The following is a 25,198-nucleotide window of genomic DNA, read 5'->3' as shown; positions in this document are numbered from 1 at the left end:
CGCGGGGGACCCAGGATGCTGCCCCAATGCGCCGAGGCACGAGGGCCTGCGGTCGATCCACGAGGGTGCGACATGGCGGGGGACATGGCCGCCACACTGGCCGACGTCACCGCGCGGCGGCAGGGGAGCAAGGTCGAGGTGCTGTTCGCCTCCTAAGGCGCCGCCTCCGCCTGCATGGCCACGGGGCCGCCGGGGGCTGCGCTCCACAGCTTGAGGGTGTCGTTCTCCGCCTTCCGGGCATTCAGGAAGAAGGGGCGGTCGTCAAACAGCGGCGAAAGCCCCCGGAAGGTGAAGCGCGCGGGTGGCGTGCCGAGGATCTCGGCCGCGAAACGGTAGAGCAGCGTCGCCTGCAGCGGGCCGTGCACCACGAGGCCGGGATAGCCTTCCACCTGGGTGACATAGGGGTGGTCGTAATGGATGCGGTGGCCATTGAAGGTCAGCGCTGAATAGCGGAACAGAAGGGGCGGGGAGGGCTCAACCTCCCGCCGGTGGGGACCGGCCTCGGCGGGGGTGGCGGTCCTGGCCGCCTCGCCCGTGTCGAGGCCGCGATAGACGATGTCCTGGACCTCGGTGAGGACGGGCCGCCCGTCCGCCTCGATGGCGTGCCGCACGGTGACGAAGCACAGGGTGCCGGAGCGCCCTTCCTTCACCGAAAGATCCTCCACCCGCGAGATCCGCCGCATGGTGTCCCCCACCCTGAGGTCGCCGGTGAAGGCGAGGCTGCCGGCGGCCCACATGCGCCGGGGCAAAGGCACGGGCGGCAGGAAGCCGCCGCGCCGGGGGTGGCCGTCGGGGCCGAGCGCATGCATGGGCACCGCCGGAGGGGCGAGGCAAAGGTGGATGAAGCGCGGCGCGACATCGCCGGGGACGGGATCGCCGGGCTCTACGTCGAAGGTCGCCCTGAAGCGGCGCACCAGGGCCGCCGTCACTTCCTCCGTGGCGGCCTCCTCACGGCCGATCCAGCTCTTCAGGTGGTCGATGTCGAGGGGGCTGGTCTCGCTCATGGGGAAGCGCCTCTTCAGAACGAGCGCGGGAGGCCGAGGACGTGCTCGGCCACATAGCTCAGGATGAGGTTGGTGGAGATGGGGGCCACCTGGTAGAGGCGGGTCTCGCGGAACTTGCGCTCCACGTCGTACTCGCAGGCGAAGCCGAAGCCGCCGTGGAACTGGATGCAGGCGTTGGCCGCTTCCCACGACGCCTTGGCGGCCAGATATTTGGCCATGTTGGCCTGGCTGCCGCAGGGCGCGTGCGCATCATAGAGCCGGCAGGCCTCGAAGCGCATGAGGTTCGCCGCCTCCACCTCGATGAAGGCTTCCGCGATGGGGAACTGCACCCCCTGGTTCTGGCCGATGGGCCGGCCGAACACCATCCGCTCGCCGGCATAGGCGGAGACCTTGTCGATGAACCAGTAGCCGTCGCCGATGCACTCGGCCGCGATCAGGGTGCGCTCGGCATTGAGCCCGGTGAGGATGTACTTGAAGCCCTGGCCCTCCTCGCCGATCAGGTTCTCGGCGGGGATTTCCAGATTGTCGAAGAACAGTTCGTTGGTCTCGTGGTTCACCATGTTGAGGATGGGGCGCACCTGCATCCCTTCGGCCATGGCGTCCTTGATGTCGACGATGAAGATGGAGAGGCCTTCCGATTTCTTCCGCACCTGATCGAGCGGCGTGGTGCGGGCCAGCAGGATCATCAGGTCGGAATGCTGGACGCGGGAGATCCACACCTTCTGGCCATTGATGACGTAGCGGTCACCCGTCCTCACTGCCGTGGTCTTGATCTTGGTGGTGTCGGTGCCGGTGGTGGGCTCGGTGACGCCCATGGACTGGAGGCGCAGCTCGCCCGCGGCGATCTTCGGCAGATACTTGCGGCGCTGCTCCTCCGAGCCGTGCCGCACCAGCGTGTTCATGTTGTACATCTGGCCGTGGCAGGCCCCGGAGTTGCCGCCGGCGCGGTTGATCTCCTCCATGATCACGGAAGCCTCGGTGAGGCCGAGGCCCGAGCCGCCGTATTCCTCGGGGATCAGCGCCGCCATCCAGCCGGCCTTCGTCAGCGCGTCGACGAACGCTTCCGGATAGCCGCGGGCCTCGTCGACCTTGCGGTGGTACTCGGCGGGAAAATCCGCGCACAGCGCCCGTACCGCATCGCGGATTTCATCGTATTGCCCGCTCCCAACCGTATGCATCGTTCTGGGTCCTCGGCGTGAAAAGGGGTCAGGCGCGGTCGTGGGGGCGGGTTGAAAGCGCCACCTTGTCCGCGCGCGAGAGCTTCAGGATGGCCGCGGCGAGCGCCTCGGCCTGCGGCACGCCGACGACGGGACCGGCCAGCGTGTTGAACTTGCGCGCCAGCGCGGCGTCGTCCGGGAAGGCGTCCGGCTCGCCGGAGGGGTCGGCGATCATGCGCTCGAAGATGCCCCGCGCCGTGGTGAGGCGCAGCGTGGCGCCGAAGGGATGGGCCCGGTTCTCGAGCCGTGGGTCGGCCACCACATCGATACGGTCGCACAGGGCGTCGAGCTGGGGATCGCCGAGGCGCCGGTAGTCGTCCCAGCCGAAGCTGCCCTGGTCGAGGGCCACCGCGGCGGTGAAGGGCATGGAGAACTGCCCGTCCACCACCGTGCGGGCGCGCCGCTTGGCGTGGAGCGGGTCGCCGGTCAGGGTGATGCCGTTGCGGTGAAGGCCGATCTCCACCCGCTCAATATCCGCGGGGGCGAGGTCCTTCTCCGCTTTAAGGGCGATGAGGCCGTCGAGGGCCGCATGCGTGTAGCGGCAGCTCGGATAGGGCTTCAGGCCGATGTGCAGGGTCTCGTAGCGGGTGCCGAGCCCGTCCACCGCCGCGGCGGGGTCGGCGCCGTCGGAATAGCCCTTCAGGAAGCCGTGCTCGCCCTCAATGGCTTCACTCGATCCGTGGAAGCCTTCCTGCGCCAGAAAAGCGGCGATGAGGCCGTTCATGGCTGCCGCGCCCACCTGGTAGCGCTTGTTCCAGGCGCCGTTGGCGAGGAATTGCAGGGAGCCCGCCGCCTGGCTGCCGGCGACCCCGAAGGCCGAAGCCATGGCCTCGGCATCGAGGCCCAGCAGGCGACCCGCCGCGGCCGCGGCGCCGAAGGTGCCGGCGGTGGCGGTGGGATGGAAGCCGCGCGCATAGTGCCGCGTCGGGTCGAGGGCGAGGCCGAGCCGGCAGCAGACCTCATAGCCCGCGATCACCGCCGCCACGAAGTCGGCCCCCGAGGCGCCGGTGATCTCCGCCGCCGCCAGCGCCGCAGGGATCACCGGCGCGCTGGGGTGCAGCGAGCTTGCCGCGTGGGTGTCGTCGAAATCGAGGGAATGGCCGAAGGCGCCGTTGAGCAGCGCCGCGGCCGCCGGGCCATAGGTCCGCGCCTCGCCGATCACCGTGCAGGGACCGGGGGTGCCGAGGCCGGCTTTTTCCACCAGCGCCCTGAGGCTGGGGGAGGAATCCGCCTCCGCCCCGCCCCGCGCGGCATTGCCGACGAAATCGAGGATGAGGCGCTCGGCGCGCGCCACCACCTGTGGCGGGATATCCGCCAGCGCGATCCGCGCGGCGTAGGTGGCCAGGATGCGGGTTGCCTCGGTCACGCCTGTGTCTCCTCGTTCAGCCCGGCGCGGGCCAGGATGCGCGTGGCGCGCAGACGCACGGGAGCGTCCACCATGGCGCCGTCCACCGTCACCACCGAGCCGCCGTCGGCAAGGGCCGACACGATGCGTTGCGCCCAGGCGACCTCCGCCGGCGATGGCGCAAATCCTGCGCCGGCAGGCGCGACCTGGGCCGGATGGATGCAGAGCTTGCCGGCAAAACCGAGCGCGGCGGCGAAGCGGGCGTCGTCCTCGGCGAGGGCGGCGTCGCTCACCTGGGTGGTGACGCCATCCACCGGTCCGTCGAGGCCCGCGAGGCGCGAGGCGAGCACCAGCTCCGAGCGGGCGGCAAGGAGGGCGTCGCGGGTATGGGCGCAGCCGAGGTCCGCGGCGAAGTCGATGGAGCCGAAGGCGAGGCGGGCGACCTTGGGAGCGGCCGCGATGGCGCGCGCGGCCGCCAGCCCGCGTGCGCTCTCGATGAGGGCGATGACGGGGCGGCCGACGCGGGCGGCCACCTCGGCCACCTCGTCCGGGCTTTCCGCCTTCGGCAGCACGATGCCGGCCAGCGGCACGTCGCGTGCCATCTCCATATCGTCCGCGTGCCAGGGCGTGCCCGCGCCGTTGATGCGCAGCAGCACGGTGCCCTGCGCCGGAATGGCCGCGGCGACGGCCGCGCGGGCCTGTCCCTTCTCCGCCGTGCCCACCGCGTCTTCCAGATCGATGATGACGGCATCGGCGCCACAGGACAGGGCCTTGCCGAAACGGTCGGGCCGCGTGGCGGGAACGAAAAGTGCAACGAGCCGCCCGCTCTGCAGCAGGGAGGGGCGCGTGAGCCCGGTCATGGTCGAACACCACTCGGTAGCAGGCGCGCGTCGTCCCGGCCTGAGTCCGCGCGACGCGCTAAACGAAAACGCAGCGCACAGTCGCCGGAAAGCGCGGCAGGGCGAAATAGGGATTTGCGCTGCCCCGCAGAAGCCGGGCCTATAGCCTCGCGGGTGGCCGGAGGGGATGGGGCTATAACATCGGCCTATGCCGCCTAGGCTTCACTTATATTTGTATTCTGGCATCGGCGCGGCGACGTTGCAGATCCTGAAGCTCCGGCGGAGCGCCCCGGCGCCTCATGCCGGGGTCATCGTCCCTGCATCCAGCCTGTCGGTGCCCCGATGCCACGTGATCTCGAAGGAATGCTGGTCGTCTCCGTGGAGCAGGCGGTGGCCGCGCCCTATGTGTCCGGCCGGCTCGCCGATGCAGGCGCGCGCGTCATCAAGGTGGAGCGGCCGGAAGGCGACTTCGCCCGCCATTACGACAGCCTCGTCCATGGCGAGAGCGCCTATTTCGTGTGGCTCAACCGCGGCAAGGAATCCATCTGCCTTGATCTCAAGGAGCGGGCGGATGCGGAGCTGCTTGCCGCCATGCTCGACCGGGCCGACATCTTCATCCAGAATCTCGCGCCGGGCGTCATCGACCGCCTCGGCTTCGCGCCGGACGCGCTGCGCGCCCGCAACCCGCGCCTCATCACCTGCTCCATCTCCGGCTATGGGGAGGAGGGGCCCTATCGGGACCTGAAGGCCTATGACCTTCTGGTGCAGGCCGAGAGCGGGCTGTCTTCCATTACCGGCAACGCGGCCGGATCGGCGCGCGTGGGGGTCTCCGTGTGCGACATCGCGGCCGGGATGACGGCCTTCCAGGCGGTGTTGCAGGCGGTGATCGGCCGCGAGCGGACGGGGCAGGGGCGGCACATCGCCGTCTCGCTCTACCATGCGCTGGCGGACTGGATGAACGTGCCCTTCCTCCAGTTCGCCTACGGCGGCAAGGTGCCGGAGCGGGCGGGGCTCAACCATCCCACCATCGCGCCCTACGGGGCCTATGCCTGCGCCGACGGCAAGGCGGTGCTCTTCTCCATCCAGAACGAGCGGGAGTGGGGGAACTTCTGCACCGAGGTGCTCGGGATGCCGGAACTGGCGGCCGATCCGCGCTTCGCCGGCAACAGCCAGCGCGTTGCCAGCCGGGCCGATCTCGATGCCGCCATCACCGCCGTTTTCGGCGCCCATCCGCGGGACGAGATGGTTGCCCGGCTGGAGAAGGGACGCATCGCCTATGGCCGGGTGAGCACCATGGACGATCTGGTGGCGCACCCGCAGAACCGGTACGTGGACGTGGAAACACCCACGGGGCCGGTGCGCTATCTGGCGCCGGGGGCCCTGTTCGACCGCGTGGTGCCGGACTTCGGCCCGGTGCCGGCGCTGGGCGCCCATTCGCAGGCGCTGCGCCGGGAGTTCGGCGCCGCGGTGGCCGAACGGATCTGATCGGACGAAACCTCGGGAGAGTCGGCGTGCAGGCACATGAGACGGTCAACGCGTCCCCCGCGGCGTCGCGCCCCGCAAACACCGCCCTGGGGGTGATCGAGGCCTGGCTTGGACCCATCGCCGGCCGGAGCCTGCTGGATGTGGGCTGCGGGCGCGGCGCGCTCGCCCGGGCGCTCCTGGCGCGGGGGGCGAGGGTGAGCGGCATCGACCCTTCCGCGGAGGCGATCCATGAGGCGCGGGCCGCGGTGCCGGAGGCCGAATTCGTCGACGCGGGCGCCGAGGCCCTGCCGTTTGCGGACGACAGCTTCGATGCGGCGATCCTCCTCAACAGTTTCCACCACGTGCCGGCACCTCTCATGCCCGGTGCCCTTGCCGAGGCCCTGCGGGTCAGCCGGGGACCGGTGCTCGTCATCGAGCCTCTGGCCGCAGGAGCCTTCTTCGAGGCCATGCGGCCGGTGGAGGACGAGAGCGTGATCCGCGCCGCTGCGCAGGCCGCCATCGCCCGCCATGTGGCGGAGGGCCGGGCCGTGGTCGGCCGCGCGCTGGACTATGACGAGGTGCGCCACTTCTCCGGCGTCGATGCCTTCCTCGCCAAGATCGTCGCGGTGGACCCCGCCCGCGCCGAGGCCGCCCGCCGCCTGCGCCCGGAGGTGGAAGCCCTGGTGGCCCGGCTCGGCGTGAGGGAGAGGGAAGGCCTGCGCCTCGACCAGCCCCACCGGGCGATCCTGTTGATGCCTCCGGCGACAGGCTCATAACTTTCCCCCTCTGCCAGGCGAAATCCTATAAGCTCCCCATCTAGCCGACGGATGGGGGAAGCCATGGACCTGCGCCAGCTCAGGTATTTCGTGACGATCGTGGAGGTGGGCTCCTTCTCCAAGGCCGCCCACCGCCTGCGCGTCGCGCAGCCGGCCCTGAGCCAGCACGTGCGCAACATGGAGATCGACCTCGGCGTGGACCTCCTGTTCCGCAGCCCGCAGGGCGTGCGGGCCACCGAGGCGGGGGAGACGCTGGTGCGCCACGCGCGCCTGATCCTCAGCCAGATGGAGGTGGCGCGGGAGGCGGTGCGCCGCGGCCAGGCCGAGCCGGAGGGCGAGGTGCGATTCGGCCTTCCCGGGACGGTGAGCCAGATGCTCTGCGTGCCCCTGCTCAGCGAGGCGCGCCGGCGCTATCCCAAGATCAGGCTGCGCGTGGCCGAGGCCATGAGCGGCTTCGTGCTCGACTGGCTGCGCGAGGGCAAGATCGACCTCGGCGTGCTCTACCGCTCCGTCGCGGACAGGACGCTGCAGGCCCGCCGGGTGCTCTCCGAAGAATTGTGCCTGCTGGGCCCGGCGGAGCCCATGGATCGGCCCCATCCCCCGCCCGGCCCGGTCTCCTTCGCCGCCGTTGCCGACCTGACGCTGATCCTGCCCAGCCTCGGCCATGGCCTGCGCGATCTCATCGAGGAGCGCGCGTTATCGGAGAACGTGCACCTCAACACGGTCATCGACATCGACACCTATGGCCAGATCAAGCTGCTGGTGGAAGGCGGTCTCGGCTATTCCATCCTGCCCGGCGCGGCGCTGCGGACCGAGGTGGAGAAGGGCCTTTTACGCACCTGGCCCATGGGCGATCCGGTGCTCTCGCGCGATCTGCACCTCGTCCGGCCGTCCGATCGACCCATGTCCAACGCGGTCCGGGCCATCGAGGAGCTGGCCCATGCGACCCTTGTCCGCCTGGTGCGGGAAGGGGCCTGGCCGGCCGACCTCATCGATGACGAGGCGGGCGCGGCGGCGCTCCTCGAGCGGGGGCGGAGCTAAAACATTTCGCTATGGGATCCAAGTCAAAATAGTCTTTTGAGATAGCATTCGGCGAAACCAGAATGCGCTCGCTTCCCCTGCGGGGGAGAGAAGAAACACGGTCGCATCAGACCGACCTGGAGGAACGCCGATGTTGCTTCGTCGCCTCGTCGCGGCAGCGGGACTGTCGCTGCTCGGCCTTTGTCCCGCCCTCGCCCAGCAAAAGCCGGCCGAGCTCAAGATCGGCATCACCACCTACAGCTCCGGGGCGGCGTCCGTCTTCGGCATCCCGGCCCGCGAGGCGGCGGAGATGCTGGCGTCCGAGATCAACGCCAAGGGCGGCGTCCAGGGCGTGCCGGTGAAGCTGTTCTTCGTGGACGAAGGCGCCGGCATCGAGACGCTGATGACCGAATATCGCCGCCTGGTGGAGGACACCAAGGTGGACGTGATGTTCGCCTCCATCTCCTCCGGCGTGTGCAACAAGGTCGCCCCGCTGGCCGAGGACCTGAAGGTCCTCAACTTCATGTGGGACTGCGGCACCCAGCGCATCCTGGAGGACGACAAGTACAATTACGTCTTCCGCACGCAGGCCAACGCGACGCCTGAGGTCCTTGCGCCGCTCCTGTATCTCCTGAAGACCAAGCCGGACTTCAAGACCATCGCCGTCGTGAACCAGGACTACGCCTGGGGCCGCGACAGCTGGGCGATCTTCTCCCAGGCGCTGAAGGTGCTGAAGCCGGACGTGAAGGTGGTGGCGGAATTCTTCCCCAAGTTCGGCGCCGCCGACTTCTCCACCGAGGTCTCGCGCCTGCTGGCGCTCAAGCCGGACGTGATCCTCTCCACCTCCTGGGGTGGCGATCTCGACACCTTCGTGCGCCAGGCCAACCAGCGCGGGCTGTTCAAGTCGTCCCTGTTCGTGCTGCCGCTCGCCGAGAGCTCGCTCCAGCGCCTCGGCAACGACCTGCCGGAGGGCGTGATCGTGGGCGGCCGCGGGGATCACTATTTCCTGCATCCCGAGCGCATCGGCGACGCGAAGTTCAAGGCCTTCATGAACGCCTTCAATCAGAAGACCGGCAGCTATCCCATCTACCCCGTGTTCCACATGGCCCAGGCGTTTGCCGCCCTCGAAGCGGTCTACGCCAAGGCGGTGGCCGCCAACGGCGGCAAGTGGCCGACCCACGACCAGGTGGCCAAGGCGATGCCCGGCCTCACCTTCCAGGCCCTTGGCCGGCCTGTGGAAATCCGCGCCGACGGCCAGGGCATCGAGGACCAGCTGATCGGCACCACCACCCGCGTGCCGGCCTACAATTTCGACATCCTCGACAACATGATGATCTTCCCGGCCGCCAAGCTGATGCCGCCCGTCGGCCAGAAGTCGGAAGCCTGGATCGCGACCCTGAAGCCTGAGATCGTCGATATCAAGGTCGACACCTTCAAGGCGACGAAGTGAGGTCCAGGGTCGGCCTGTCCCGGTAAGGCTGCATGCCGGGCGGCGAGACGCCGCCGCCCGGCCTCCCTCCGGATGCGGGGCGTCACGCGCCGCGTCCGTATCGCAAGGTGCCTTCATGTCCTTCGACACCATCGTGCTGGCCGTCTGCGACGGCGTCGCCTATGCCTCCCTGGTCTTCCTGGTGGCGGTGGGGCTGACGTTCATCTTCGGCGTGCTCGGCGTGCTCAACATCGCCCATGGCAGCTTCTATGCGCTGGGCGCCTACATGGCGGTGAGCGCGGGGCTGGCGCTGACCAAGGCGGGGTTCAACCCCTGGCTCACCTTCCCGGCCCTGTTCGTCGGCGCCATCGCGGTGGGCGTGGTGCTGGGCGGGCTGATGGAGAAGCTGCTGCTCCAGCGCATCTACGACAAGGAGCAGGTGCTGCAGATCCTCGTCACCTTCGCCGTGTTCATGATCCTGGAGAATGTGCAGCGCCTGGTGTGGGGCGTGCAGCCCTACTTCATGTCCGAGCCGCTCCAGCTGCTGGGCAACGTCTCGCTGTTCGGCATCAGCTACACCGCCTACCAGACCCTGTTCCTGCCGGCGCTGGCGCTCATCGTCCTGTTCGGGCTGCGCTTCTTCCTGCGGCATACCTCGGCGGGCGCGCAGATCCTCGCCGTCACCGAGGACCGGGAGGCGGCGAGCGCCATCGGCATCGATGCCCAGAAGGTTTATTTCATCACCTTCATCGCCGGCGCCACGCTCGCGGCGCTGGGCGGGGCGCTGGCGGCGCCCACCACTTCCCTCATGCCGGGCATGGGGGCGGAGATGATCGTGCTCTCCTTCGCGGTCGCTGCCACCGCCGGCCTCGGCCAGATCGAGGGGGCCGCCGTGGCGGCGCTGATGATCGGCCTCGGGCGCTCCGTCGCCGTCTATCTCGCCCCCGAATTCGAGGTGCTCGTGCCCTACATCCTCATGGTCGCGGTGCTCATCTTCCGCCCGAGCGGCCTGTTCGGCGCGCCCCAGCTCAGGAAGATCTGAAAATGGCCGTGCGCTGGATCCTTCTCGTCCTCCTCCTCGCGGTGCTGGCGGCCGTGCCGGCCTTCGCCGCCTCCTCGCAGACCTTCCTTGCCATCGTGTTCGCGAAAAGCCTCGCGGTGCTCGGCCTCCTGCTCCTGCTGCAGGCAGGGCAGGTGTCGTTCGGCCACGGCATGTTCTTCGCGACGGGGGCGTACACGGTGGCCTTCCTCGGCCGCAGCCTCGGCGGCGGCGACATCGCCTTGCTGCTGGCGGCCTCGGCGGTCTCCAGCGTGGTGCTGGGGCTGGTGGTGGGGCTGTTCGTGGTGCGCTACCGCTACATCTTCTTCGGCATGCTGAACCTCGCCTTCTCCATGGTGCTCTACTCGGTGCTGGAGAAGTTCTTCCACCTCACCGGCGGCTCGGACGGCCTGCGCATCCGCCGGCCATCGGCCTTCGGCTTCGCCTTCGACCGCGCGCAGTTCGACACGCTGCTCTATTACCTCACGCTGGTGCTCGCCTTCGGCGCGGCCTACCTGGTGTGGCGCTATCTCAGGAGCCCACTCGGCCAGGCGCTCAAGGCCATCAAGACCAACGAGACGCGGCTCGAATACATCGGCCTGTCCGCCCGCTTCGTGATGCTGGTGGGCTATGTGATCTCCGCCCTCCTGTGCGGCATCGGCGGGGCCTGCCTCGGCATCATCCAGGGCATCGCGACGCCGGAATACAGCTACTGGACGCGCTCGGCGGAGTTCGTCTTCATCGCCATCCTCGGCGGGGTGGGCCATGTGGCGGGGGCGCTCACCGGCACCTTCGTCTATGAGGCGGTGCGCACCTATGCGGCGGCCTTCGTGGCCGACAGCTGGCAGATGATCCTCGGCTTCGTGCTGCTCGCCATCATCCTGAAGGCGCCCTCCGGCATCGTCGGCCTGGTGCAGGCCCTCGCCGGCCGTCGCAAGGCGGGGGACGCCGCCCTCACCGTGGAGACCGCGCGATGAGCGAGCATCCCATCCTGCTTCAGGCGCGCGGCCTCGAGATCCGCTTCGGCGGCGTGGTGGCGGCGAACGGCATCGACCTCGATGTCCGCGGCGGCGAGAACCTCGCCATCATCGGCCCCAACGGCGCGGGCAAGACCACCTTCCTCAACATCTGCACCGGCTATCTGCGGCCCAAGGCCGGCACCGTGCGGTTCGAGGGCAGGGAGATCACCGCCCATCCGCCACGGGACATCACCCGTCTCGGCATCGCCCGCGCCTTCCAGATCCCGCAGCTCTTCTCCGACCACACGGTGCTGGAGAACATGCTGCTGGCCGCGGCCTCCCGCGCGCGGCGCTTCAACCTGCTGCGCCCGCTCGGCAAGATCGCCGAGCACGACGAGATGGTCGAGCTGCTCGACCTCGTGGGCTGCGCCGGCGACCGGGACAAGCGCGCCGGCGACCTCCCCGAGGGCCACAGGAAGCTCGTGGACATCGCCATCGCCCTCGCCATGAAGCCCAAGCTGCTGCTCATGGACGAGCCCACCTCCGGAGTCGCCACCGCCGACAAGTTCGGCGTCATGGAGATCCTCGTCTCGGCCTTGAAGAAGGCCAAGGTCGCCTCCGTCTTCGTCGAGCACGACATGGACATGGTGCAGCGCTACGCCGGCCGGGTGGCCGTGTGGAGCGCCGGCAAGATCCAGAAGCTCGGCCCCCCGTCCGAGGTGCTGGAGGACCCCGAGGTCATTCGCACCGTGATCGGAGTGTGATCATGCTCATCCTCGATCATGTCACCGTTTCCTTCGGCACCGTGCCGGTGCTGCGCGGTGTTTCCTTCGCTTTGAAGGAAGGCGAGGCGGTGGCCTTCGTCGGCCGCAACGGCGCCGGCAAGACCACCACGCTGCGCACCATCATGGGCTTCACCCGGAATGGCGGGCGCATCGTGTTCGACGGGCACGACCTCGCCGGCATTGCCGCGCACCTGCGGCCCGGCCTCGGCATCGGCTACGCGCCGGAGGACCGGCGGCTGTTCTCCCGCTTCACGGTGGAGGAGAACATCCTGCTTCCGGCGCAGGTGGCCAAGCTCTCCCAGGAGGAGACGAAGCGCCGGCTGGAGCGCGTCTACCACGTGCTGCCGGAGCTGAAGGAGATGGCGAAGCGCCCGGCGGGCTCGGTCTCCGGCGGCCAGGGCAAGATGGTGGCGCTCGGCCGCGCGCTGATGCTCGCCACCCGCCTCGTGCTGCTGGACGAGCCGTTCCAGGGCCTCGCGCCCGTGCTCGCCAACCGCTACGCGGAGGCGCTGCGGCGCCTGCGCGACACCGACCCGAGCCTCGCGCTCATCATCACGGAATCGAACCCGCATCTCCTGCGCAGCTTCGCCGAGCGGACCATCACCATCGAGCGCGGCGAGATTGCAACGGACCTGCCGAACGAAGGACTGGCCGCATGAACCAGCTGAGCCCCCTGATGCCCGCCAAGGGCGTGTTCATCAACAACGCCTGGCGCCCGGCCGCCTCCGGCCGCGTGGTCGACGTCTACGCCCCGGCGGAGGGCCGCGTCTTCGCCCAGATCGCCGCCGGCACCAAGCCGGACGTGGACGCCGCGGTGAAGGCCGCGCGCCATGCGGTGGAGGAGGGGGCGTGGAGCCGCCTCACCGCCACCGAGCGCGGCCGCCTGCTCTCGAAGCTCGCCGTCGCCATCGCCGACCATGCGGAGGAGCTCGCGAAGCTCGAGGCCCGCGACACCGGCAAGCCCATGAAGCAGGCCAGGGCGGACATCGCCGCCGCGTCACGCTATTTCGAGTTCTACGGCGGCGCGGCCGACAAGCTGCACGGCGAGACCATCCCCTTCCTCGCCGGCTATTTCGTGCCCACCGAGCGGGTGCCCCACGGCGTCACCGCCCACATCATCCCCTGGAACTATCCGGCGCAGATGTTCGGCCGCACCATCGGCCCGGCGCTGGCGGTGGGCAACGCCACCGTCATCAAGCCGGCGGAGGATGCCTGCCTCACGCCGCTGCGCATGGCGGAGCTTGCCGCCGAGGTGGGCTTTCCGGACGGCGCCATCAACATCGTGCCCGGCCTCGGCGAGGAGGCGGGGGCGGCCCTTTCGGCCCATCCGGACATTGACTTCATCGCCTTCACCGGCTCGCCGGAGGTGGGCATCCTGATCCAGACCGCGGCGGCGAAGAACCACATCGGCTGCACGCTGGAGCTGGGCGGCAAGTCGCCCCACGTGGTGTTCGCCGACGCCGATTTCGACGCGGCCATCCCGGTCATCGCCAACACGGTAGTGCAGAACGCGGGGCAGACCTGCTCGGCCGGCTCGCGCCTGCTGGTGGAGCGCAAGGTGTATGAGGAGGTGGTGTCCCGCCTCAATGCCCGGTTCGCCTCGCTGCGCGCCGGCTCGCCGGAGATGGACCTCGACCTCGGCCCGGTGATCAACGCCAAGCAGAAGGAGCGCGTCGAGGGCTTCTTCGCCACGGCGGCGGCGGACGACGTAAGCGTGGTGGCCGAGGGGCTGGTGGCCGAGGGCGTGCCCGCCGGCGGCTTCTACGTGCCGCCGCGGGTCTACGGCCCGGTGCCGCGCACCCATATGCTCGCCACCCAGGAGGTGTTCGGCCCGGTGCTCGCGGTGCTGCCCTTCGACGACGAGGCGGACGCCATCGCTCTCGCCAACGGCACCGAGTTCGGGCTCATGGCCGGCATCTGGTCCACCAACGCCTCGCGGGCCATCCGCGTGGCCCGCAAGGTGAAGGCGGGGCAGGTCTATGTGAACGCCTATGGCGCTGGCGGCGGCATCGAATTGCCCTTCGGCGGCATGAAGAAGTCCGGCCATGGCCGGGAGAAGGGCTTCGAGGCGCTCTACGAGTTCTCGACCCTCAAGACCCTGATCATCAAGCACGACTGAGGAAACGTCCCAGATGCGTCTTTCCGGAAAAACCGCGCTCGTCACGGGCGCCGCCTCGGGCTTCGGCGCCGAGATCGCCCGCGTCTTCGCCCGCGAGGGCGCCAAGGTCGCCGTCGTCGACCTGAACGGCGAGGGGGCGCAGAAGGTGGCCGCCGAGATCGGCCCGGCCGCCATCGCGGTCAAGGCGGACGTGACCAGCCGCGCCGACATCGAGGCGGCGGTGAAGGCCACCCTCGCCCACGGCGGCAAGCTCGACATCGTCGTCAACAACGCCGGCTGGACCCACCGCAACAAGCCGCTGATGGAGGTGACCGAGGAGGAGTTCGACAAGGTCTACGCCATCAACGTGAAGTCCATCTACCACATGACCCACACCATCGTGCCGATCATGTCGGCGCAGGGCGGCGGCGTGGTGGTGAACGTGGGCTCCGTCGCGGGCATCCGTCCGCGCCCCGGCCTCACCTGGTACAATTCCTCCAAGGGCGCGGTGAACCTCGCCACCCGCTCCCTCGCCGTGGAGCTGGCGCCGCAGAAGATCCGCGTGAACTGCGTCGCCCCGGTGATGGGCGCGACGGGTCTGCTCGACAGCTTCATGGGCGTGCCCGACACGCCGGAGAACCGGGCGCGCTTCATCGCCACCATTCCGCTCGGCCGGCTGTCCGAGCCGAAGGACATCGCCAACGCCTGCCTTTACCTCGCTTCCGACGAGGCGGAGTTCATCACCGGCGTGGTGCTGGAGGTGGACGGCGGCCGCACCATCTGATCACCGACGGGTGCCCGGCCGGCGCCAACCGGCCGGGCCTCCTTGCTCCCCCGCCACGGCGGGGGTTTCGCGATTTCCGAGGGGAAGGAGCGCCGGCCTACGGCGCCATGAGGGAGGAGGGAGCCGGGTCGCCCGCCACGCATCGTCACCTGTCTCGCATCCCGACGATGGCGCGGATCGGCCAGGCTCCCGGACCAATGCGTCAGGGAGGACACAGATGAACGATCCGAGGATGCTGATCACACGCCGGCGCGCGCTCCTGGGCGGCGCCCTTTCCGTCGGCGCGCTGGCCATGGGAGGGGGCCTTGCGCCCGCCTTCGCCAAGGCGCCCCTCGTGGGCCAGCCCGCGCCCTATTTCTACCGCTTCAAGTTCGGCGACGGCGAGATCACCGTGGTCTCCGACGGCACGCTGCCGCTGGGCGACCCCCATGCCAACTTCACCGGCCTCTCCGCCCAGGAGATGGACCGGCAGCTCACGACCAACTTCCTGCCCCTCTCCAATGCGGTGCTGGAGCAGAACGTGCTCATCCTCAACACCGGCGACAAGCTCGTGGTGTTCGACACCGGAATGGGCACCTCCAAGCTGTTCGGTCCCTCCACCGGCAAGCTGATGGCCTCCATCAAGCAGGCCGGCATCGACCCGAAGGACGTGGACGCGGTGGTGATGAGCCACGCCCATATCGACCACTGCGGCGGCTGCATGGCTGAGGATGGCACGCGCAACTTCCCCAACGCCCAGTATTACATCTCGCAGGCCGACTACGATTACTGGACCGACGAGAAGACGGTGGGGCCGAGCCTGAAGGCCTTCCTCGACCAGGCGCGCAGGAACCTCGTGCCCAACCGGGACCGCATGGTCTTCTTCAAGGACGGGCAGGAGTTCCTTCCCGGCATCCAGGCCATCTCCGCGCCCGGGCACACGGTGGGCCACACCGTGTTCATGATCACCTCGGGCGGCAAGCAGCTGTGCTACATCGGCGACCTCGCGCACCATCCGGTGCTGCTGCTGGAGCAGCCGCTGACCGAGTTCGTCTACGACACGGACCCCAAGCAGTCGGCCCAGTCGCGGGTGAAGGTGCTGTCCATGCTGGCGGCGAACCGCATCCCGCTCATCGCCTACCATTTCGCCTGGCCGGGCTTCGGCTACGTGGCGGCCCAGGGCCAGGGCTTCCGCTATTTTCCGGCGCCCATGGTCATGGAGATGTGAGACCGGGTGGAGGCGGCCTCAGGCCGCCTCCGCTCCGTTGCAGAAGGAAAGCCAGGCCATGTGCGCCGAGAAGGTCCATCCCGGCGAGGTCCGCCCCGCCCCGCTCAGCCCCGTCGTGGTCATCCGCGAGGACGACATCGTTTCGAGCGTCGCCGACGCGCTCCAGTACATCTCCTGCTTCCATCCGGCGGACTACATTGCGCACCTGTCCCGCGCCCATGAGCGGGAGGCCTCCCCCGCCGCCCGCGACGCCATCGCGCAGATCCTCGTGAACTCGCGCATGGCGGCCCTGGGGCGGCGGCCCATCTGCCAGGACACCGGCCTCGTGGTGGTGTTCGCGAAGGTGGGCATGGACGTGCGCATCGACAGCCCGCGTCCCTTCGCCGAGCTCATCAACGACGCCGTGCGCCGCGCCTATCTCGATGAGGCCAATCCGCTGCGCGCCTCCATGGTGGGTGATCCGCTGTTCGAGCGGCGCAACACCAGGGACAACGCCCCGGCGGTGGTGCATGTGGAGCTGGTGCCCGGCGGCACGCTGGAGATCACGGTGGCGGCCAAGGGCGGCGGCTCGGAGAACAAGGCGAAGTTCACCACCCTCGATCCCGGCGCGAGCGTGGAGGACTGGGTGCTGAAGACCGTGCCGGAGCTGGGCGCGGGCTGGTGCCCGCCCGGCGTCATCGGCCTCGGTATCGGCGGCTCGGCGGAAAAGGCCATGCTCATCGCCAAGGAAGCGCTCATGGAGGAGATCGACATGACCGATCTCCTCGCCCGCGGGCCGGCGAACCGGCTGGAGGAGATGCGCATCTCCCTCTACGAGAAGATCAATGCGCTGGGCATCGGCGCGCAGGGGCTCGGCGGGCTGACGACGGTGGTGGACGTGAAGATCGCCACCTTTCCCACCCATGCCGCCTCCAAGCCGGTGGCGCTCATTCCCCAGTGCGCCGCCAACCGCCATGCCACCATCGTGCTCGACGGGTCCGGACCGGTGCGGCTCGATCCGCCCGATCTTTCCCTCTGGCCGCAGGTGGTGCTCCACACTGCGGATGCGGGCACTCGCCGCGTCGATCTCGATGCCCTGACCCGCGAGGAGGTCGCCTCCTGGACGCCGGGCGAGAAGCTGCTGCTCTCCGGCCGCATGCTCACCGGGCGCGACGCCGCCCATCAGCGCCTGAGCGACATGCTGAAGGCGGGCACGCCCCTGCCGGTGAGCCTCGACGGGCGGGTCATCTATTATGTCGGCCCGGTGGATCCGGTGAGGGACGAGGCGGTGGGCCCGGCGGGCCCCACCACCTCCACCCGCATGGACCGCTACACCGACGAGATCCTCGGCACCGGCCTCCTCGCCATGGTCGGCAAGGCGGAACGGGGGCCCGAGGCGATCGCTGCCATCGCCCGGCACAAGGCCGCCTATCTCGTCGCCGTGGGCGGGGCGGCCTATCTCGTCTCCAAGGCCATCAAGGCGGCGCGCGTGGTCGCCTTCGCGGACCTGGGGATGGAGGCCATCTACGAGTTCGAGGTGGAGGACATGCCCGTGACCGTGGCGGTGAGCGCCGAGGGCAAGTCCATCCATACCCTCGGCCCCGCCGCCTGGCGCCGGGCGGGGTGAGCGCATGCGCCGGCCGGCCTACGCCTTGCGCGCCGGCCCCGCCGCCTGCAGCGCCTCGCGCAGCACGCCGCGGTGGCCGATGTGGTTGGCGAGCAGCAGGATGAGGCGGCAGTTCATGTTCTGCGCCTCCTCGTCGGTCAGGTCGCGCTGGCTTTCGATCAGCTCCTCGTAGAAGCCGTCCGGGTCCTTGATGTTCGGGGTGCGGATGAGCGCGGTGCCGTCGATCAGCGCGCGCGGGGTTTCCGTGAGCATGGCGTCCTCCTTCAGGCTGCGACGGCGCGCTTGATGGCGCCCTGGATCTTCGCCGCATCGAAGCTGCGCCAGCGCGCGGCCACGTGCTGGTCGGGGCGGATGAGATAGGTGGTGCCCTCCCGCCCATCGTAGCGCTCCGCAAGGCGCCCCTTCACGTCCTCCACCTCCGGGCCGATGCCGAGCACGCCGGCCCGGATGCCGCCACAGGCAACCTCGGCCACGGGCGCGGCGCCGAACGTGACCACGGCGAAGCCGCTGCCGAGCAGGCCGAGGAACCAGCCGTCCCGCCCGTCCACCCGCACCGGCGCGTCGGCGCAGGCGGTGCCCGGCGCCATCAGACCGGCGAACGCATCCTCGTCCGGCGTGTTGAGGGGGGAGTTGAGGTAGGGCGTGGGGGTGGAGAGGCGGCCGGAATTCACCAGCGGGCGGGCGAAGGGGTGTTCCCCCGCCAGCTCCAGAACGGCGTTGCGGAAGCGCCGGCTCATGGCGTTCTTGGGGGTGATGAAATCGGTGGAGCGGGTGGAGTTGGCGATGTTGTCGTCCGCCGCCAGCGCCCGCTCGTCGTGATAGGTGTCGAGGAGGCTTTCAGGCGCCTCGCCATCCAGCACCAGCTTCAGCTTCCAGCCCAGATTGTCCACGTCCTGCACGCCCGAGTTGGCGCCCCGCGCGCCGAACGGCGACACCTGGTGGGCGCTGTCTCCGGCGAAGATCACGCGGCCGTGCCGGAAGTTGTCGATGCGCCGGCAGGCGAACTGGTAGACCGAGGCCCATTCCAGCTCGAACTGCGCCTCCGGGCCCAGCATGGCCTGCACGCGCGGGATGATGTTCTCCGCCTTCTTCTCCTCCGCCGGGTCGGCGTCCCAGCCCAGCTGGAAGTCGATGCGCCACACGTCGTCCGACTGCCGGTGCAGCAGGACCGACTGGTTGCGGTGGAAGGGCGGGTCGAACCAGAACCAGCGCTCGGTGGGAAAGTGCGCCTTCATCACCACGTCGGCGATGAGGAAGCGATCCATGAAGGCCTGGCCGGAGAAGTCCGCCCCCACCATCTTGCGGGTGTCGGAGTGGGCGCCGTCGCAGGCCACCACCCACTGCGCCTCCAGCGTGAACACGCCGTCCGGCGTTTCCACCACGAGGGTCGCGAAATCTTCGTTCTGCTGGAGGGAGATGAGCTTGTGCTTCCAGCGCAAATCGACGAGCGGCTCGGCGGCGCAGGCCTCCACCATGTATTCCTCCAGATAATATTGCTGGAGGTTGATCATGGCCGGCATCTTGTGGTCCGGCTCCGGCAGCAGGTCGAACTGGTAGCGCAGGTCCTCCTCGAAGAAGACCTTGCCGATGCGCCAGGAAATGCCCTTCTGAACCATGCGCTCGCCGCAGCCGAGCCGGTCCCAGATCTCCAGCGGCCGCTTGGCGTAGCACACGGCGCGCGAGCCGACGGAGACGGTGTCGTTGTCGTCGAGGACCACGGTGGGAATGCCACGGCGGGCGAAGTCGAGGGCGGCGGTGAGGCCCACCGGCCCGGCGCCGATCACCACCACGGGGTGGCGCGCCAGCCGGCCGGCTTCCTGCTCGGCCGAGATGCGGTAGGCGAATTTCGGATAGGTATAGGTGCTCATCATCGGAGCGTTTCTCCCGAACGTCTCTCCCGAGGACTTCACGGGCCTTTTCGGCCTCTCTTCTTGAGTGTGCGCCGCCTGCGGGGCAGGGCAAGCGCCGCGTCAGTGCGCGGAGAATTCCTTCTCGTGCAGCCAGGCGGCGTGGCGCGGCGGCTTCCTGGTCCGCGCCCATTCCTCGATCATCGCCGGAGCCACGGACTTCAGGCGCGCCAGCACCTCCGGCGTGGTGGTCCAGGCGGCGAGCTCCAGGCGATGGCCGGAGGGGTCGAAGAAATAGATGGACTTGAAGATGTCGTGGTCGGTGGGGCCCACCACATCGATGCCGGCGGCCTGCGCCTTGGCCTTCACCGTTTCCAGCGCGTCCACGTCGCCCACCTGGAAGGCGATGTGCTGCACCCATTCGGGGGTGTTGGGATCGCGGCCCTGGGGCGGGGAATTGGGCAGCTCGAAGAAGGCGAGGATGTTGCCGGCGCCCGCATCGAGGAAGATGTGCATGTAGGGGTCGGGCGCCTTGGTGGACGGCACCTTGTCCTCCGCGATGGCGCCGACCAGCTCCATGCCGAGGATGTTGCGGTAGAAGTCCACGGTCTCCTTCGCGTCCCTGCAGCGATAGGCGACGTGGTGGATTTTCTCGATGAGCATGCGTTGCCTCCTCTTTCGTTGTTGGGCTGTGTGGGGCCAATCAAAAAGTAACTAGTGTTACTAAATGGCGCAAGCGGAATTCGTTGCAAGCGAGACTATTTTCGGAGGGCCTGCAAAACCAGACGCATCCGCGCGTCCCTGGCCCGTCCCCGCCCGGAGGGTGTATATGTCACCGCTGTTATCAAATGGCCGGCGGGCGCGCCCGGCGGAAAGGCGGGGCATGACGAGACACGAGCCTGTGCCGTTCGCGCTCGGCGATTTCTTTCCCTATCGCCTCGCGGTGCTGGCGGAGCGGGTGTCCATGGCGGTGGCGCAGCTCTACGCGGATCGTTTCGGCATCAGCCGGGCCGAGTGGCGGGTGCTCGCCGCGCTCGGCGTGAATGCCGCCATGGCGGCCAGGGACATCAGCGCCTATTCCACCCTCGACAAGATGCAGGTGAGCCGGGCGGTGGCGCGCCTCGAGGAGGCGGGCCTCGTCACCCGCGCGACCGACGATGCCGACCGGCGGGCCAAGATCCTCACGCTGACGCCCGCGGGCCGCGCCCTGTTCCGCAAGATCGTGCCGCTGGCGAAAGCCCGGGAGGAGGACCTGCTGCAGGACCTCAATGCGGAAGAGCGCGCGGTTCTTGAGCAGGCCATGGACAAGGTGCTCGCCCGCGCCCAGGGGCTCGTCGAGCGGGGCTAGGGCAGCACGTCGCCCCCGGGCGAGATGCGCCGGCCGGGCGCGGGAGGATTCAGTCCGCGCACTGCACCAGGCCGAAGCTCTTTTCCAGCTTGTCCATCAGGTGGTTGAGCTGGGCCTGCTCCTCGGCTGTGAGGCAGGAGAGGATCACGTCCTCGCGTTTCAGCAGCAAAGGCACCAGCTCGCAATAGACGGCCCGGCCCTGGGGGGTCAGCTCCAGCATCACCTCACGGCGGTCGTCGGCGCTGTCGAGGCGGGCCACATAGCCCAGCTCCACCAGCGCGCTCACCGCGCGGCTGATGCGCGACTTGTGGGTGCGGGTGCAGCGGACCACATATTGCGCGCTGCGCGGCGCGTCATGCAGGCCGAGGGTGGCGATGACGCGCCATTCGGGAATGTCGATCCGATACCGGGCCATGTATTCGGCGGCGAGGGCGGTCGAGAATTCCGCCGCCAGCCGGTTGAGCCGGAACGGCATGAATTTCAGCAGGTTGAGCCGCTCCACCTTGCGCTTTGACATGACCGGGAACCCGCACTTTCGAAAACGGACCGCGTCCGGCCCTTGACTGTTGCAGTTGCAACTGCATAACATCGTCTCAGTCGCAACCAATTGCGCTATATCAAACCGCCGGGGACGAGGGAAGAGCGCGAGGGAGTTTCCGGGCCCGGCCGAGGGCCCGTCGTCCCCCGCCGGCATACCCTCGCAGGGGAGGAGCACCGCGTGAGCACCGCCGCCGCAACCAGGACCTTCGCCAGCCAGGGTGATCTTGCCGAGAAGAAGGAAACCTTCACGGAGCTCGCGGATGGGGTCTTCGCCCTGACCGCGGAGGGCGATCCCAATTCCGGGGTCATCATCGGCGACGACAGCGTGCTGGTCATCGATGCCCGCGCCACGCCGGTGATGGCGAAGGAGCTGGTGGAGCGCATCCGGGCCGTCACCGACAAGCCCATCCGCCATGTGCTGCTCACCCACTATCACGCGGTGCGCGTGCTGGGCGCGGCGGGGTTCGAGGAGCGCGTCAACGTCATCGCCAGCGATGTCACCCGCGAGATGATCGTGGAGCGGGGCGCCCAGGACATGGCTTCTGAGATCCAGCGCTTCCCGCGCCTGTTCCGGGCGCAGGAGACGATCCCCGGCCTCACCTGGCCCACCGTGACCTTCCACCAGGAGATGACCCTGTGGCTCGGCGCGCGCGAGGTGCGCATCATCCATGCCGGGCGCGGCCACACCCGCGGCGATACCATCGCCTGGCTGCCGAAGGAGAAGGTATTGTTCGCCGGCGATCTCGTGGAATACGGCGCGACGCCCTATTGCGGCGACGCCCATTTCCGCGACTGGCCGCAGACCCTCGACCGGCTGGAGGCCCTCGCCCCGCAGAAGCTGGTGCCCGGCCGCGGCGAGGCGCTGGTGACGCCGGACGCCATCAAGGCCGGGCTCGACGAGACCCGCGCCTTCCTGCGCGATGCCTTCGCCATCGCCGAGGCGGGCGTGAAGGCGGGGCACGACCTGAAGACCGTCTATGCCGAGGCCATGCGCCAGATGCGCCCCAAGTACGGCCACTGGGTGATCTTCGAGCATTGCATGCCGTTCGACATCGCCCGGGCCTATGACGAGGCGCAGGGCATCGACCATCCGCGCATCTGGACCGCCGAGCGCGATGTCGAGATGTGGCGCGCCCTGGAGGCCTGAGGCCGGCGCCAGCAGCAGGCATCCGTTCGGCAGGGATTGAACCGGCGCAGCGTCGCAGGAACGACGGCGCACGCCCTCGGGAGGAAGACATGCAGCTTGTGGGTCACGTTCTGAAGTCGCGCGCGGCGCTCGCCGCCCTTGCCCTGGCCGCCGCCGTGGCGCCGGCCCCGGCGCGGGCGCAGATATCGGACAATGTGGTGCGCATCGGCGTGCTCGGTGACATGGGCGGCCAGTTCGCCGATATCGGGGGCCGCGGCTCGGTGGTGGCGGCGGAGCTGGCCGCCGAGGATTTCGGCGGCAAGGTCGCCGGCGTGCCCGTCGAGATCGTCTCCGGCGACCACCAGAACAAGGCGGACGTGGGCGGCGCCACCCTGCGCAAATGGTTCGACGAGGGGGGCGTGGATGCTGTCGCCGACCTGCCGGTGAGCTCGGTGGCCCTCGCCGCGCAGGAGATCGCCCGCGAGAAGAAGAAGACGCTGCTCATCTCCGGCGCGGCGGTGTCCGAGCTGACCGGCAAGGCCTGCTCGCCTTACTCCACCCATTGGGCGGACGACACCTATGCGCTGGCCAACGCCACCGGCAAGGCGGTGACGGCGGCGGGCGGCAAGAGCTGGTTCTTCGTCACGGTGGACTATTCCTTCGGCCACGCCATGGAGCGCGACGCCGCGGCCGCGGTGGCCTCCGCCGGCGGCAAGGTGCTGGGCACCGCGCGCCACCCCCTGGGGGCGCCGGACCTCTCCTCCTTCCTCCTGCAGGCGCAGGCCTCCAGGGCCGAGGTGATCGGCCTTGCCAACGTGGGCGGCGACACCAGCAATGCGGTGAAGCAGGCGGCCGAGTTCGGCATCACCTCCGGCGGGCAGAAGCTTGCGGGCTTCCTCGTCTTCCTCACCGACATCAAGGCCATGGGCCTGCCGCTCGCCAAGGGGCTGATGGTCTCCACCGGCTTCTACTGGGACCAGAACGATGAGGCGCGCGCCTTCGCCAGGCGGTTCGAGGCCAAGGTGGGCCGCATGCCCACCAAGCAGCAGGCCTCGGTCTACGCCTCGGTGAAGCATTATCTGAAGGCGGTCGCGGCCTCCGGCACCGACGAGGCCGGCAAGGTGAACGCGCAGATGCGCAGCCTGCCGGTGGACTATTTCGGCCACCCCGCGAGCATCCGTCCCGATGGCCGCGTGCTCTACGACCTCACCCTCTATGAGGTGAAGAGCCCGGCCGAGAGCAAGGGCCCGTGGGACTTCTACAAGCCAATCGCCACCTTGTCCGCGGACGAGGTGTTCCGCCCCGCCGGCGAGACCGGCTGCTCCCTGGGCAAGTCCTGACCCTCCAAGGCGGGCGAACGCCGGCGTGATTTTCGGGAGGTTTCGATGAATGTTCTGCCGCAATCGCAGCCCGAGGGCACGCCGGTGCGCTCCCGTGCCCTCGTTCCCGGCTACATGTCCGGCTTCGGCAATTCCTTCGAGACGGAGGCGATCGAGGGGGCGCTGCCGGTGGGCCGCAACTCGCCGCAGAAGATCAACTTCGGGCTCTATGCCGAGCAGCTCTCCGGCTCGCCCTTCACCGCCCCGCAGGCGGTGAACGAGCGCTCCTGGCTCTACCGCATCCGGCCGACGGTGAAGCACTCCGGGCGCTACCGGCGGGTGGACCTTGGCTTCATCCGCACCGCACCCATGGCGCGCGATGAAAGCGATCTCGCGCTCGGCCAGTATCGCTGGAGCGCCATTCCGCTCACCGAGGAAAAGCTCACCTTCCTCACCGGCCTGCGCACCCTCACCACCGCCGGCGACGCGGACGGGCAGGGCGGCATGGCCGCGCACATGGCCTTCGTCACCGCGTCCATGGAGAACGAGTATTTCTTCAATGCGGACGGCGAGCTGCTGGTGGTGGCGCAGCAAGGCGCGCTGCGCTTCCGCACCGAGTTCGGCGTCATCGACATCGCGCCGGGCGAGATCTGCCTCATCCAGCGGGGCGTGATCTTCACGGTGGAGCTGATCGACGGCCCGGCCCGCGCCTATGTGTGCGAGAATTACGGCGCCACCTTCACCCTGCCGGACCGCGGCCCCATCGGCGCCAACTGCCTTGCCAATCCGCGTGACTTCCTCACCCCCGTCGCCGCCTACGAGGACAAGGAGGAGCCCTCGCTTCTCTATGTGAAGTGGGGCGGGGAACTGCACGTCACCGAGATCGGCCAGTCGCCTTTGGACGTGGTGGCCTGGCACGGCAATTACGCGCCCTGCAAATACGACCTCAGGACCTTCTCGCCGGTGGGCGCCATTGCCTTCGACCACCCGGACCCGTCCATCTTCACCGTGCTCACCTCGCCTTCGGGCACGCCGGGCACGGCGAACATCGATTTCGTGATCTTCCCCGAGCGCTGGATGGTGGCGGAGAACACGTTCCGCCCGCCGTGGTACCACCGCAACATCATGTCCGAGTTCATGGGGCTCATCTACGGCGTCTACGACGCCAAGCCCGAGGGCTTCGAGCCGGGCGGCTTCTCCCTGCACAATCTGATGCTCCCCCATGGGCCGGACGAGCAGGCCTTCGAGCAGGCTTCCACCGGCGCCCAGGCGCCGGTGAAGCTCACCAACACGCTCGCCTTCATGTTCGAGACGCGCCTGCCCCAGCGGGTCACCGCCTATGCGGCCGGGGTGCCGCAATTGCAGGCGGACTATGTGGACTGCTGGGCCGGCCTGAAGAAGCGCTTCGATCCCACCCGCCGGGATGCGTGGTAGAACCCGCCCCGC

General features: G+C 69.0%; 24 protein-coding genes. 16 read left to right on the top strand and 8 right to left on the bottom strand.

What is annotated here, in order from left to right:
* Positions 1-152: 152 nt before the first annotated feature.
* From V5F59_RS20410 to V5F59_RS20395, 4 genes are read right to left on the bottom strand one after another with little or no spacing between them, the layout of a single operon-like run.
* Complete coding sequence (locus V5F59_RS20410) at positions 153-1,004, bottom strand: HTD2 family dehydratase (RefSeq protein ID WP_393982627.1); 852 nt, start codon at positions 1,002-1,004, stop codon at positions 153-155.
* 14 nt (positions 1,005-1,018) lie between these two features.
* Positions 1,019-2,182, bottom strand: coding sequence for an acyl-CoA dehydrogenase family protein (locus V5F59_RS20405; RefSeq protein ID WP_393982626.1), 1,164 nt, complete (start codon positions 2,180-2,182; stop codon positions 1,019-1,021).
* Positions 2,183-2,210: 28 nt separating this feature from the next.
* Positions 2,211-3,587 carry an MmgE/PrpD family protein gene (locus V5F59_RS20400; RefSeq protein WP_393982625.1) on the bottom strand — a complete coding sequence of 459 codons (1,377 nt, stop codon included), beginning with the start codon at positions 3,585-3,587 and terminating at the stop codon, positions 2,211-2,213.
* Entirely contained in the window at positions 3,584-4,426 is an 843-nt protein-coding gene (locus V5F59_RS20395) for an HpcH/HpaI aldolase/citrate lyase family protein (RefSeq protein ID WP_393982624.1), read from the bottom strand. The genes V5F59_RS20400 and V5F59_RS20395 overlap by 4 nt, the downstream gene beginning before the upstream one ends.
* Before the next feature lie 321 nt (positions 4,427-4,747).
* Between V5F59_RS20395 and V5F59_RS20390 the strand changes: the two genes are divergently transcribed.
* The 12 genes from V5F59_RS20390 to V5F59_RS20335 all read left to right on the top strand — a co-directional run bounded on the left by V5F59_RS20390 (position 4,748) and on the right by V5F59_RS20335 (position 17,572).
* On the top strand, positions 4,748-5,890 hold the full coding sequence (locus V5F59_RS20390) for a CaiB/BaiF CoA transferase family protein (RefSeq protein ID WP_393982623.1): 1,143 nt from the start codon (positions 4,748-4,750) through the stop codon (positions 5,888-5,890).
* Between the two features lie 26 nt (positions 5,891-5,916).
* Positions 5,917-6,645 carry a class I SAM-dependent methyltransferase gene (locus V5F59_RS20385; RefSeq protein WP_393982622.1) on the top strand — a complete coding sequence of 243 codons (729 nt, stop codon included), beginning with the start codon at positions 5,917-5,919 and terminating at the stop codon, positions 6,643-6,645.
* A gap of 63 nt (positions 6,646-6,708) precedes the next feature.
* Positions 6,709-7,686 (top strand): LysR family transcriptional regulator, encoded by a 978-nt coding sequence (locus V5F59_RS20380; RefSeq protein ID WP_393982621.1) that lies wholly within the window; start codon positions 6,709-6,711, stop codon positions 7,684-7,686.
* 130 nt (positions 7,687-7,816) lie between these two features.
* Positions 7,817-9,115 carry an ABC transporter substrate-binding protein gene (locus V5F59_RS20375; RefSeq protein ID WP_393982620.1) on the top strand — a complete coding sequence of 433 codons (1,299 nt, stop codon included), beginning with the start codon at positions 7,817-7,819 and terminating at the stop codon, positions 9,113-9,115.
* Positions 9,116-9,230: 115 nt separating this feature from the next.
* Positions 9,231-10,136: a branched-chain amino acid ABC transporter permease gene (locus V5F59_RS20370; RefSeq protein WP_393982619.1), complete on the top strand. Its 906-nt coding sequence runs from the start codon at positions 9,231-9,233 to the stop codon at positions 10,134-10,136.
* A gap of 2 nt (positions 10,137-10,138) precedes the next feature.
* Positions 10,139-11,110, top strand: a complete 972-nt coding sequence (locus tag V5F59_RS20365; RefSeq protein WP_393982618.1) for a branched-chain amino acid ABC transporter permease — start codon at positions 10,139-10,141, stop codon at positions 11,108-11,110.
* Complete coding sequence (locus V5F59_RS20360; RefSeq protein ID WP_393982617.1) at positions 11,107-11,856, top strand: ABC transporter ATP-binding protein; 750 nt, start codon at positions 11,107-11,109, stop codon at positions 11,854-11,856. Before V5F59_RS20365 ends, V5F59_RS20360 begins: the two co-directional genes overlap by 4 nt.
* A 2-nt stretch (positions 11,857-11,858) precedes the next feature.
* A complete protein-coding gene (locus V5F59_RS20355; protein WP_393982616.1) occupies positions 11,859-12,536 on the top strand; it encodes an ABC transporter ATP-binding protein in 678 nt (225 codons plus the stop codon).
* Complete coding sequence (locus V5F59_RS20350; RefSeq protein ID WP_393982615.1) at positions 12,533-13,996, top strand: aldehyde dehydrogenase family protein; 1,464 nt, start codon at positions 12,533-12,535, stop codon at positions 13,994-13,996. The genes V5F59_RS20355 and V5F59_RS20350 overlap by 4 nt, the downstream gene beginning before the upstream one ends.
* Positions 13,997-14,009: 13 nt before the next feature.
* Positions 14,010-14,759, top strand: coding sequence for a glucose 1-dehydrogenase (locus V5F59_RS20345; RefSeq protein WP_393982614.1), 750 nt, complete (start codon positions 14,010-14,012; stop codon positions 14,757-14,759).
* Between the two features lie 217 nt (positions 14,760-14,976).
* Positions 14,977-15,966, top strand: a complete 990-nt coding sequence (locus V5F59_RS20340; protein ID WP_393982613.1) for an MBL fold metallo-hydrolase — start codon at positions 14,977-14,979, stop codon at positions 15,964-15,966.
* A gap of 58 nt (positions 15,967-16,024) precedes the next feature.
* Positions 16,025-17,572, top strand: coding sequence for a fumarate hydratase (locus tag V5F59_RS20335; protein WP_393982612.1), 1,548 nt, complete (start codon positions 16,025-16,027; stop codon positions 17,570-17,572).
* A gap of 18 nt (positions 17,573-17,590) precedes the next feature.
* Here V5F59_RS20335 and V5F59_RS20330 read toward each other — a convergent pair whose 3' ends face one another.
* The 3 genes from V5F59_RS20330 to V5F59_RS20320 form a co-directional block, all read right to left on the bottom strand.
* Entirely contained in the window at positions 17,591-17,824 is a 234-nt protein-coding gene (locus tag V5F59_RS20330; RefSeq protein WP_393982611.1) for a DUF2783 domain-containing protein, read from the bottom strand.
* An 11-nt stretch (positions 17,825-17,835) separates the two neighbouring features.
* Positions 17,836-19,440, bottom strand: coding sequence for an FAD-dependent oxidoreductase (locus V5F59_RS20325; RefSeq protein ID WP_393982717.1), 1,605 nt, complete (start codon positions 19,438-19,440; stop codon positions 17,836-17,838).
* 102 nt (positions 19,441-19,542) lie between these two features.
* A complete protein-coding gene (locus V5F59_RS20320) occupies positions 19,543-20,082 on the bottom strand; it encodes a VOC family protein (RefSeq protein WP_393982610.1) in 540 nt (179 codons plus the stop codon).
* Positions 20,083-20,302: 220 nt separating this feature from the next.
* On the opposite strand from V5F59_RS20320, the gene V5F59_RS20315 reads away from it, so the two are divergent.
* A complete protein-coding gene (locus tag V5F59_RS20315; RefSeq protein WP_393982609.1) occupies positions 20,303-20,767 on the top strand; it encodes a MarR family winged helix-turn-helix transcriptional regulator in 465 nt (154 codons plus the stop codon).
* 49 nt (positions 20,768-20,816) lie between these two features.
* On the opposite strand, the gene V5F59_RS20310 is transcribed toward V5F59_RS20315, so the two are convergent.
* On the bottom strand, positions 20,817-21,284 hold the full coding sequence (locus V5F59_RS20310) for a MarR family winged helix-turn-helix transcriptional regulator (protein WP_393982608.1): 468 nt from the start codon (positions 21,282-21,284) through the stop codon (positions 20,817-20,819).
* Positions 21,285-21,485: 201 nt separating this feature from the next.
* On the opposite strand from V5F59_RS20310, the gene V5F59_RS20305 reads away from it, so the two are divergent.
* From V5F59_RS20305 to hmgA, 3 genes are all read left to right on the top strand, one after another.
* The gene (locus tag V5F59_RS20305) at positions 21,486-22,454 is read left to right on the top strand and encodes an MBL fold metallo-hydrolase (protein ID WP_393982607.1); all 969 of its coding nucleotides are present in this window, start codon (positions 21,486-21,488) and stop codon (positions 22,452-22,454) included.
* An 89-nt stretch (positions 22,455-22,543) separates the two neighbouring features.
* Positions 22,544-23,773 (top strand): ABC transporter substrate-binding protein, encoded by a 1,230-nt coding sequence (locus V5F59_RS20300; RefSeq protein ID WP_393982606.1) that lies wholly within the window; start codon positions 22,544-22,546, stop codon positions 23,771-23,773.
* A gap of 45 nt (positions 23,774-23,818) precedes the next feature.
* Positions 23,819-25,186: a homogentisate 1,2-dioxygenase gene (gene hmgA / locus V5F59_RS20295; RefSeq protein WP_393982605.1), complete on the top strand. Its 1,368-nt coding sequence runs from the start codon at positions 23,819-23,821 to the stop codon at positions 25,184-25,186.
* Positions 25,187-25,198: the final 12 nt, after the last annotated feature.

Source organism: Xanthobacter nonsaccharivorans (assembly GCF_043194755.2).
GTDB classification, from domain to species: Bacteria; Pseudomonadota; Alphaproteobacteria; order Rhizobiales; family Xanthobacteraceae; genus Xanthobacter; species Xanthobacter autotrophicus_G.
The sequence above is the reverse complement of the archived record's forward strand: the minus strand, read 5'-3'. Positions and strand labels throughout refer to the sequence as shown.

Excerpts from the sequence above, each read along its gene's own strand:
- V5F59_RS20365 (WP_393982618.1), top strand. The coding sequence starts at position 10,139 with ATGGCCGTGCGCTGGATCCTTCTCGTCCTCCTCCTCGCGGTGCTGGCG.
- V5F59_RS20320 (WP_393982610.1), bottom strand. The coding sequence starts at position 20,082 with ATGCTCATCGAGAAAATCCACCACGTCGCCTATCGCTGCAGGGACGCG.
- V5F59_RS20310 (WP_393982608.1), bottom strand. The coding sequence starts at position 21,284 with ATGTCAAAGCGCAAGGTGGAGCGGCTCAACCTGCTGAAATTCATGCCG.
- V5F59_RS20405 (WP_393982626.1), bottom strand. The coding sequence starts at position 2,182 with ATGCATACGGTTGGGAGCGGGCAATACGATGAAATCCGCGATGCGGTA.
- V5F59_RS20340 (WP_393982613.1), top strand. The coding sequence starts at position 14,977 with ATGAACGATCCGAGGATGCTGATCACACGCCGGCGCGCGCTCCTGGGC.
- V5F59_RS20390 (WP_393982623.1), top strand. The coding sequence starts at position 4,748 with ATGCCACGTGATCTCGAAGGAATGCTGGTCGTCTCCGTGGAGCAGGCG.
- V5F59_RS20380 (WP_393982621.1), top strand. The coding sequence starts at position 6,709 with ATGGACCTGCGCCAGCTCAGGTATTTCGTGACGATCGTGGAGGTGGGC.
- V5F59_RS20395 (WP_393982624.1), bottom strand. The coding sequence starts at position 4,426 with ATGACCGGGCTCACGCGCCCCTCCCTGCTGCAGAGCGGGCGGCTCGTT.
- V5F59_RS20335 (WP_393982612.1), top strand. The coding sequence starts at position 16,025 with ATGTGCGCCGAGAAGGTCCATCCCGGCGAGGTCCGCCCCGCCCCGCTC.
- V5F59_RS20350 (WP_393982615.1), top strand. The coding sequence starts at position 12,533 with ATGAACCAGCTGAGCCCCCTGATGCCCGCCAAGGGCGTGTTCATCAAC.
- V5F59_RS20370 (WP_393982619.1), top strand. The coding sequence starts at position 9,231 with ATGTCCTTCGACACCATCGTGCTGGCCGTCTGCGACGGCGTCGCCTAT.
- hmgA (WP_393982605.1), top strand. The coding sequence starts at position 23,819 with ATGAATGTTCTGCCGCAATCGCAGCCCGAGGGCACGCCGGTGCGCTCC.
- V5F59_RS20315 (WP_393982609.1), top strand. The coding sequence starts at position 20,303 with ATGACGAGACACGAGCCTGTGCCGTTCGCGCTCGGCGATTTCTTTCCC.
- V5F59_RS20360 (WP_393982617.1), top strand. The coding sequence starts at position 11,107 with ATGAGCGAGCATCCCATCCTGCTTCAGGCGCGCGGCCTCGAGATCCGC.
- V5F59_RS20355 (WP_393982616.1), top strand. The coding sequence starts at position 11,859 with ATGCTCATCCTCGATCATGTCACCGTTTCCTTCGGCACCGTGCCGGTG.
- V5F59_RS20345 (WP_393982614.1), top strand. The coding sequence starts at position 14,010 with ATGCGTCTTTCCGGAAAAACCGCGCTCGTCACGGGCGCCGCCTCGGGC.
- V5F59_RS20410 (WP_393982627.1), bottom strand. The coding sequence starts at position 1,004 with ATGAGCGAGACCAGCCCCCTCGACATCGACCACCTGAAGAGCTGGATC.
- V5F59_RS20300 (WP_393982606.1), top strand. The coding sequence starts at position 22,544 with ATGCAGCTTGTGGGTCACGTTCTGAAGTCGCGCGCGGCGCTCGCCGCC.
- V5F59_RS20330 (WP_393982611.1), bottom strand. The coding sequence starts at position 17,824 with ATGCTCACGGAAACCCCGCGCGCGCTGATCGACGGCACCGCGCTCATC.
- V5F59_RS20325 (WP_393982717.1), bottom strand. The coding sequence starts at position 19,440 with ATGAGCACCTATACCTATCCGAAATTCGCCTACCGCATCTCGGCCGAG.
- V5F59_RS20375 (WP_393982620.1), top strand. The coding sequence starts at position 7,817 with ATGTTGCTTCGTCGCCTCGTCGCGGCAGCGGGACTGTCGCTGCTCGGC.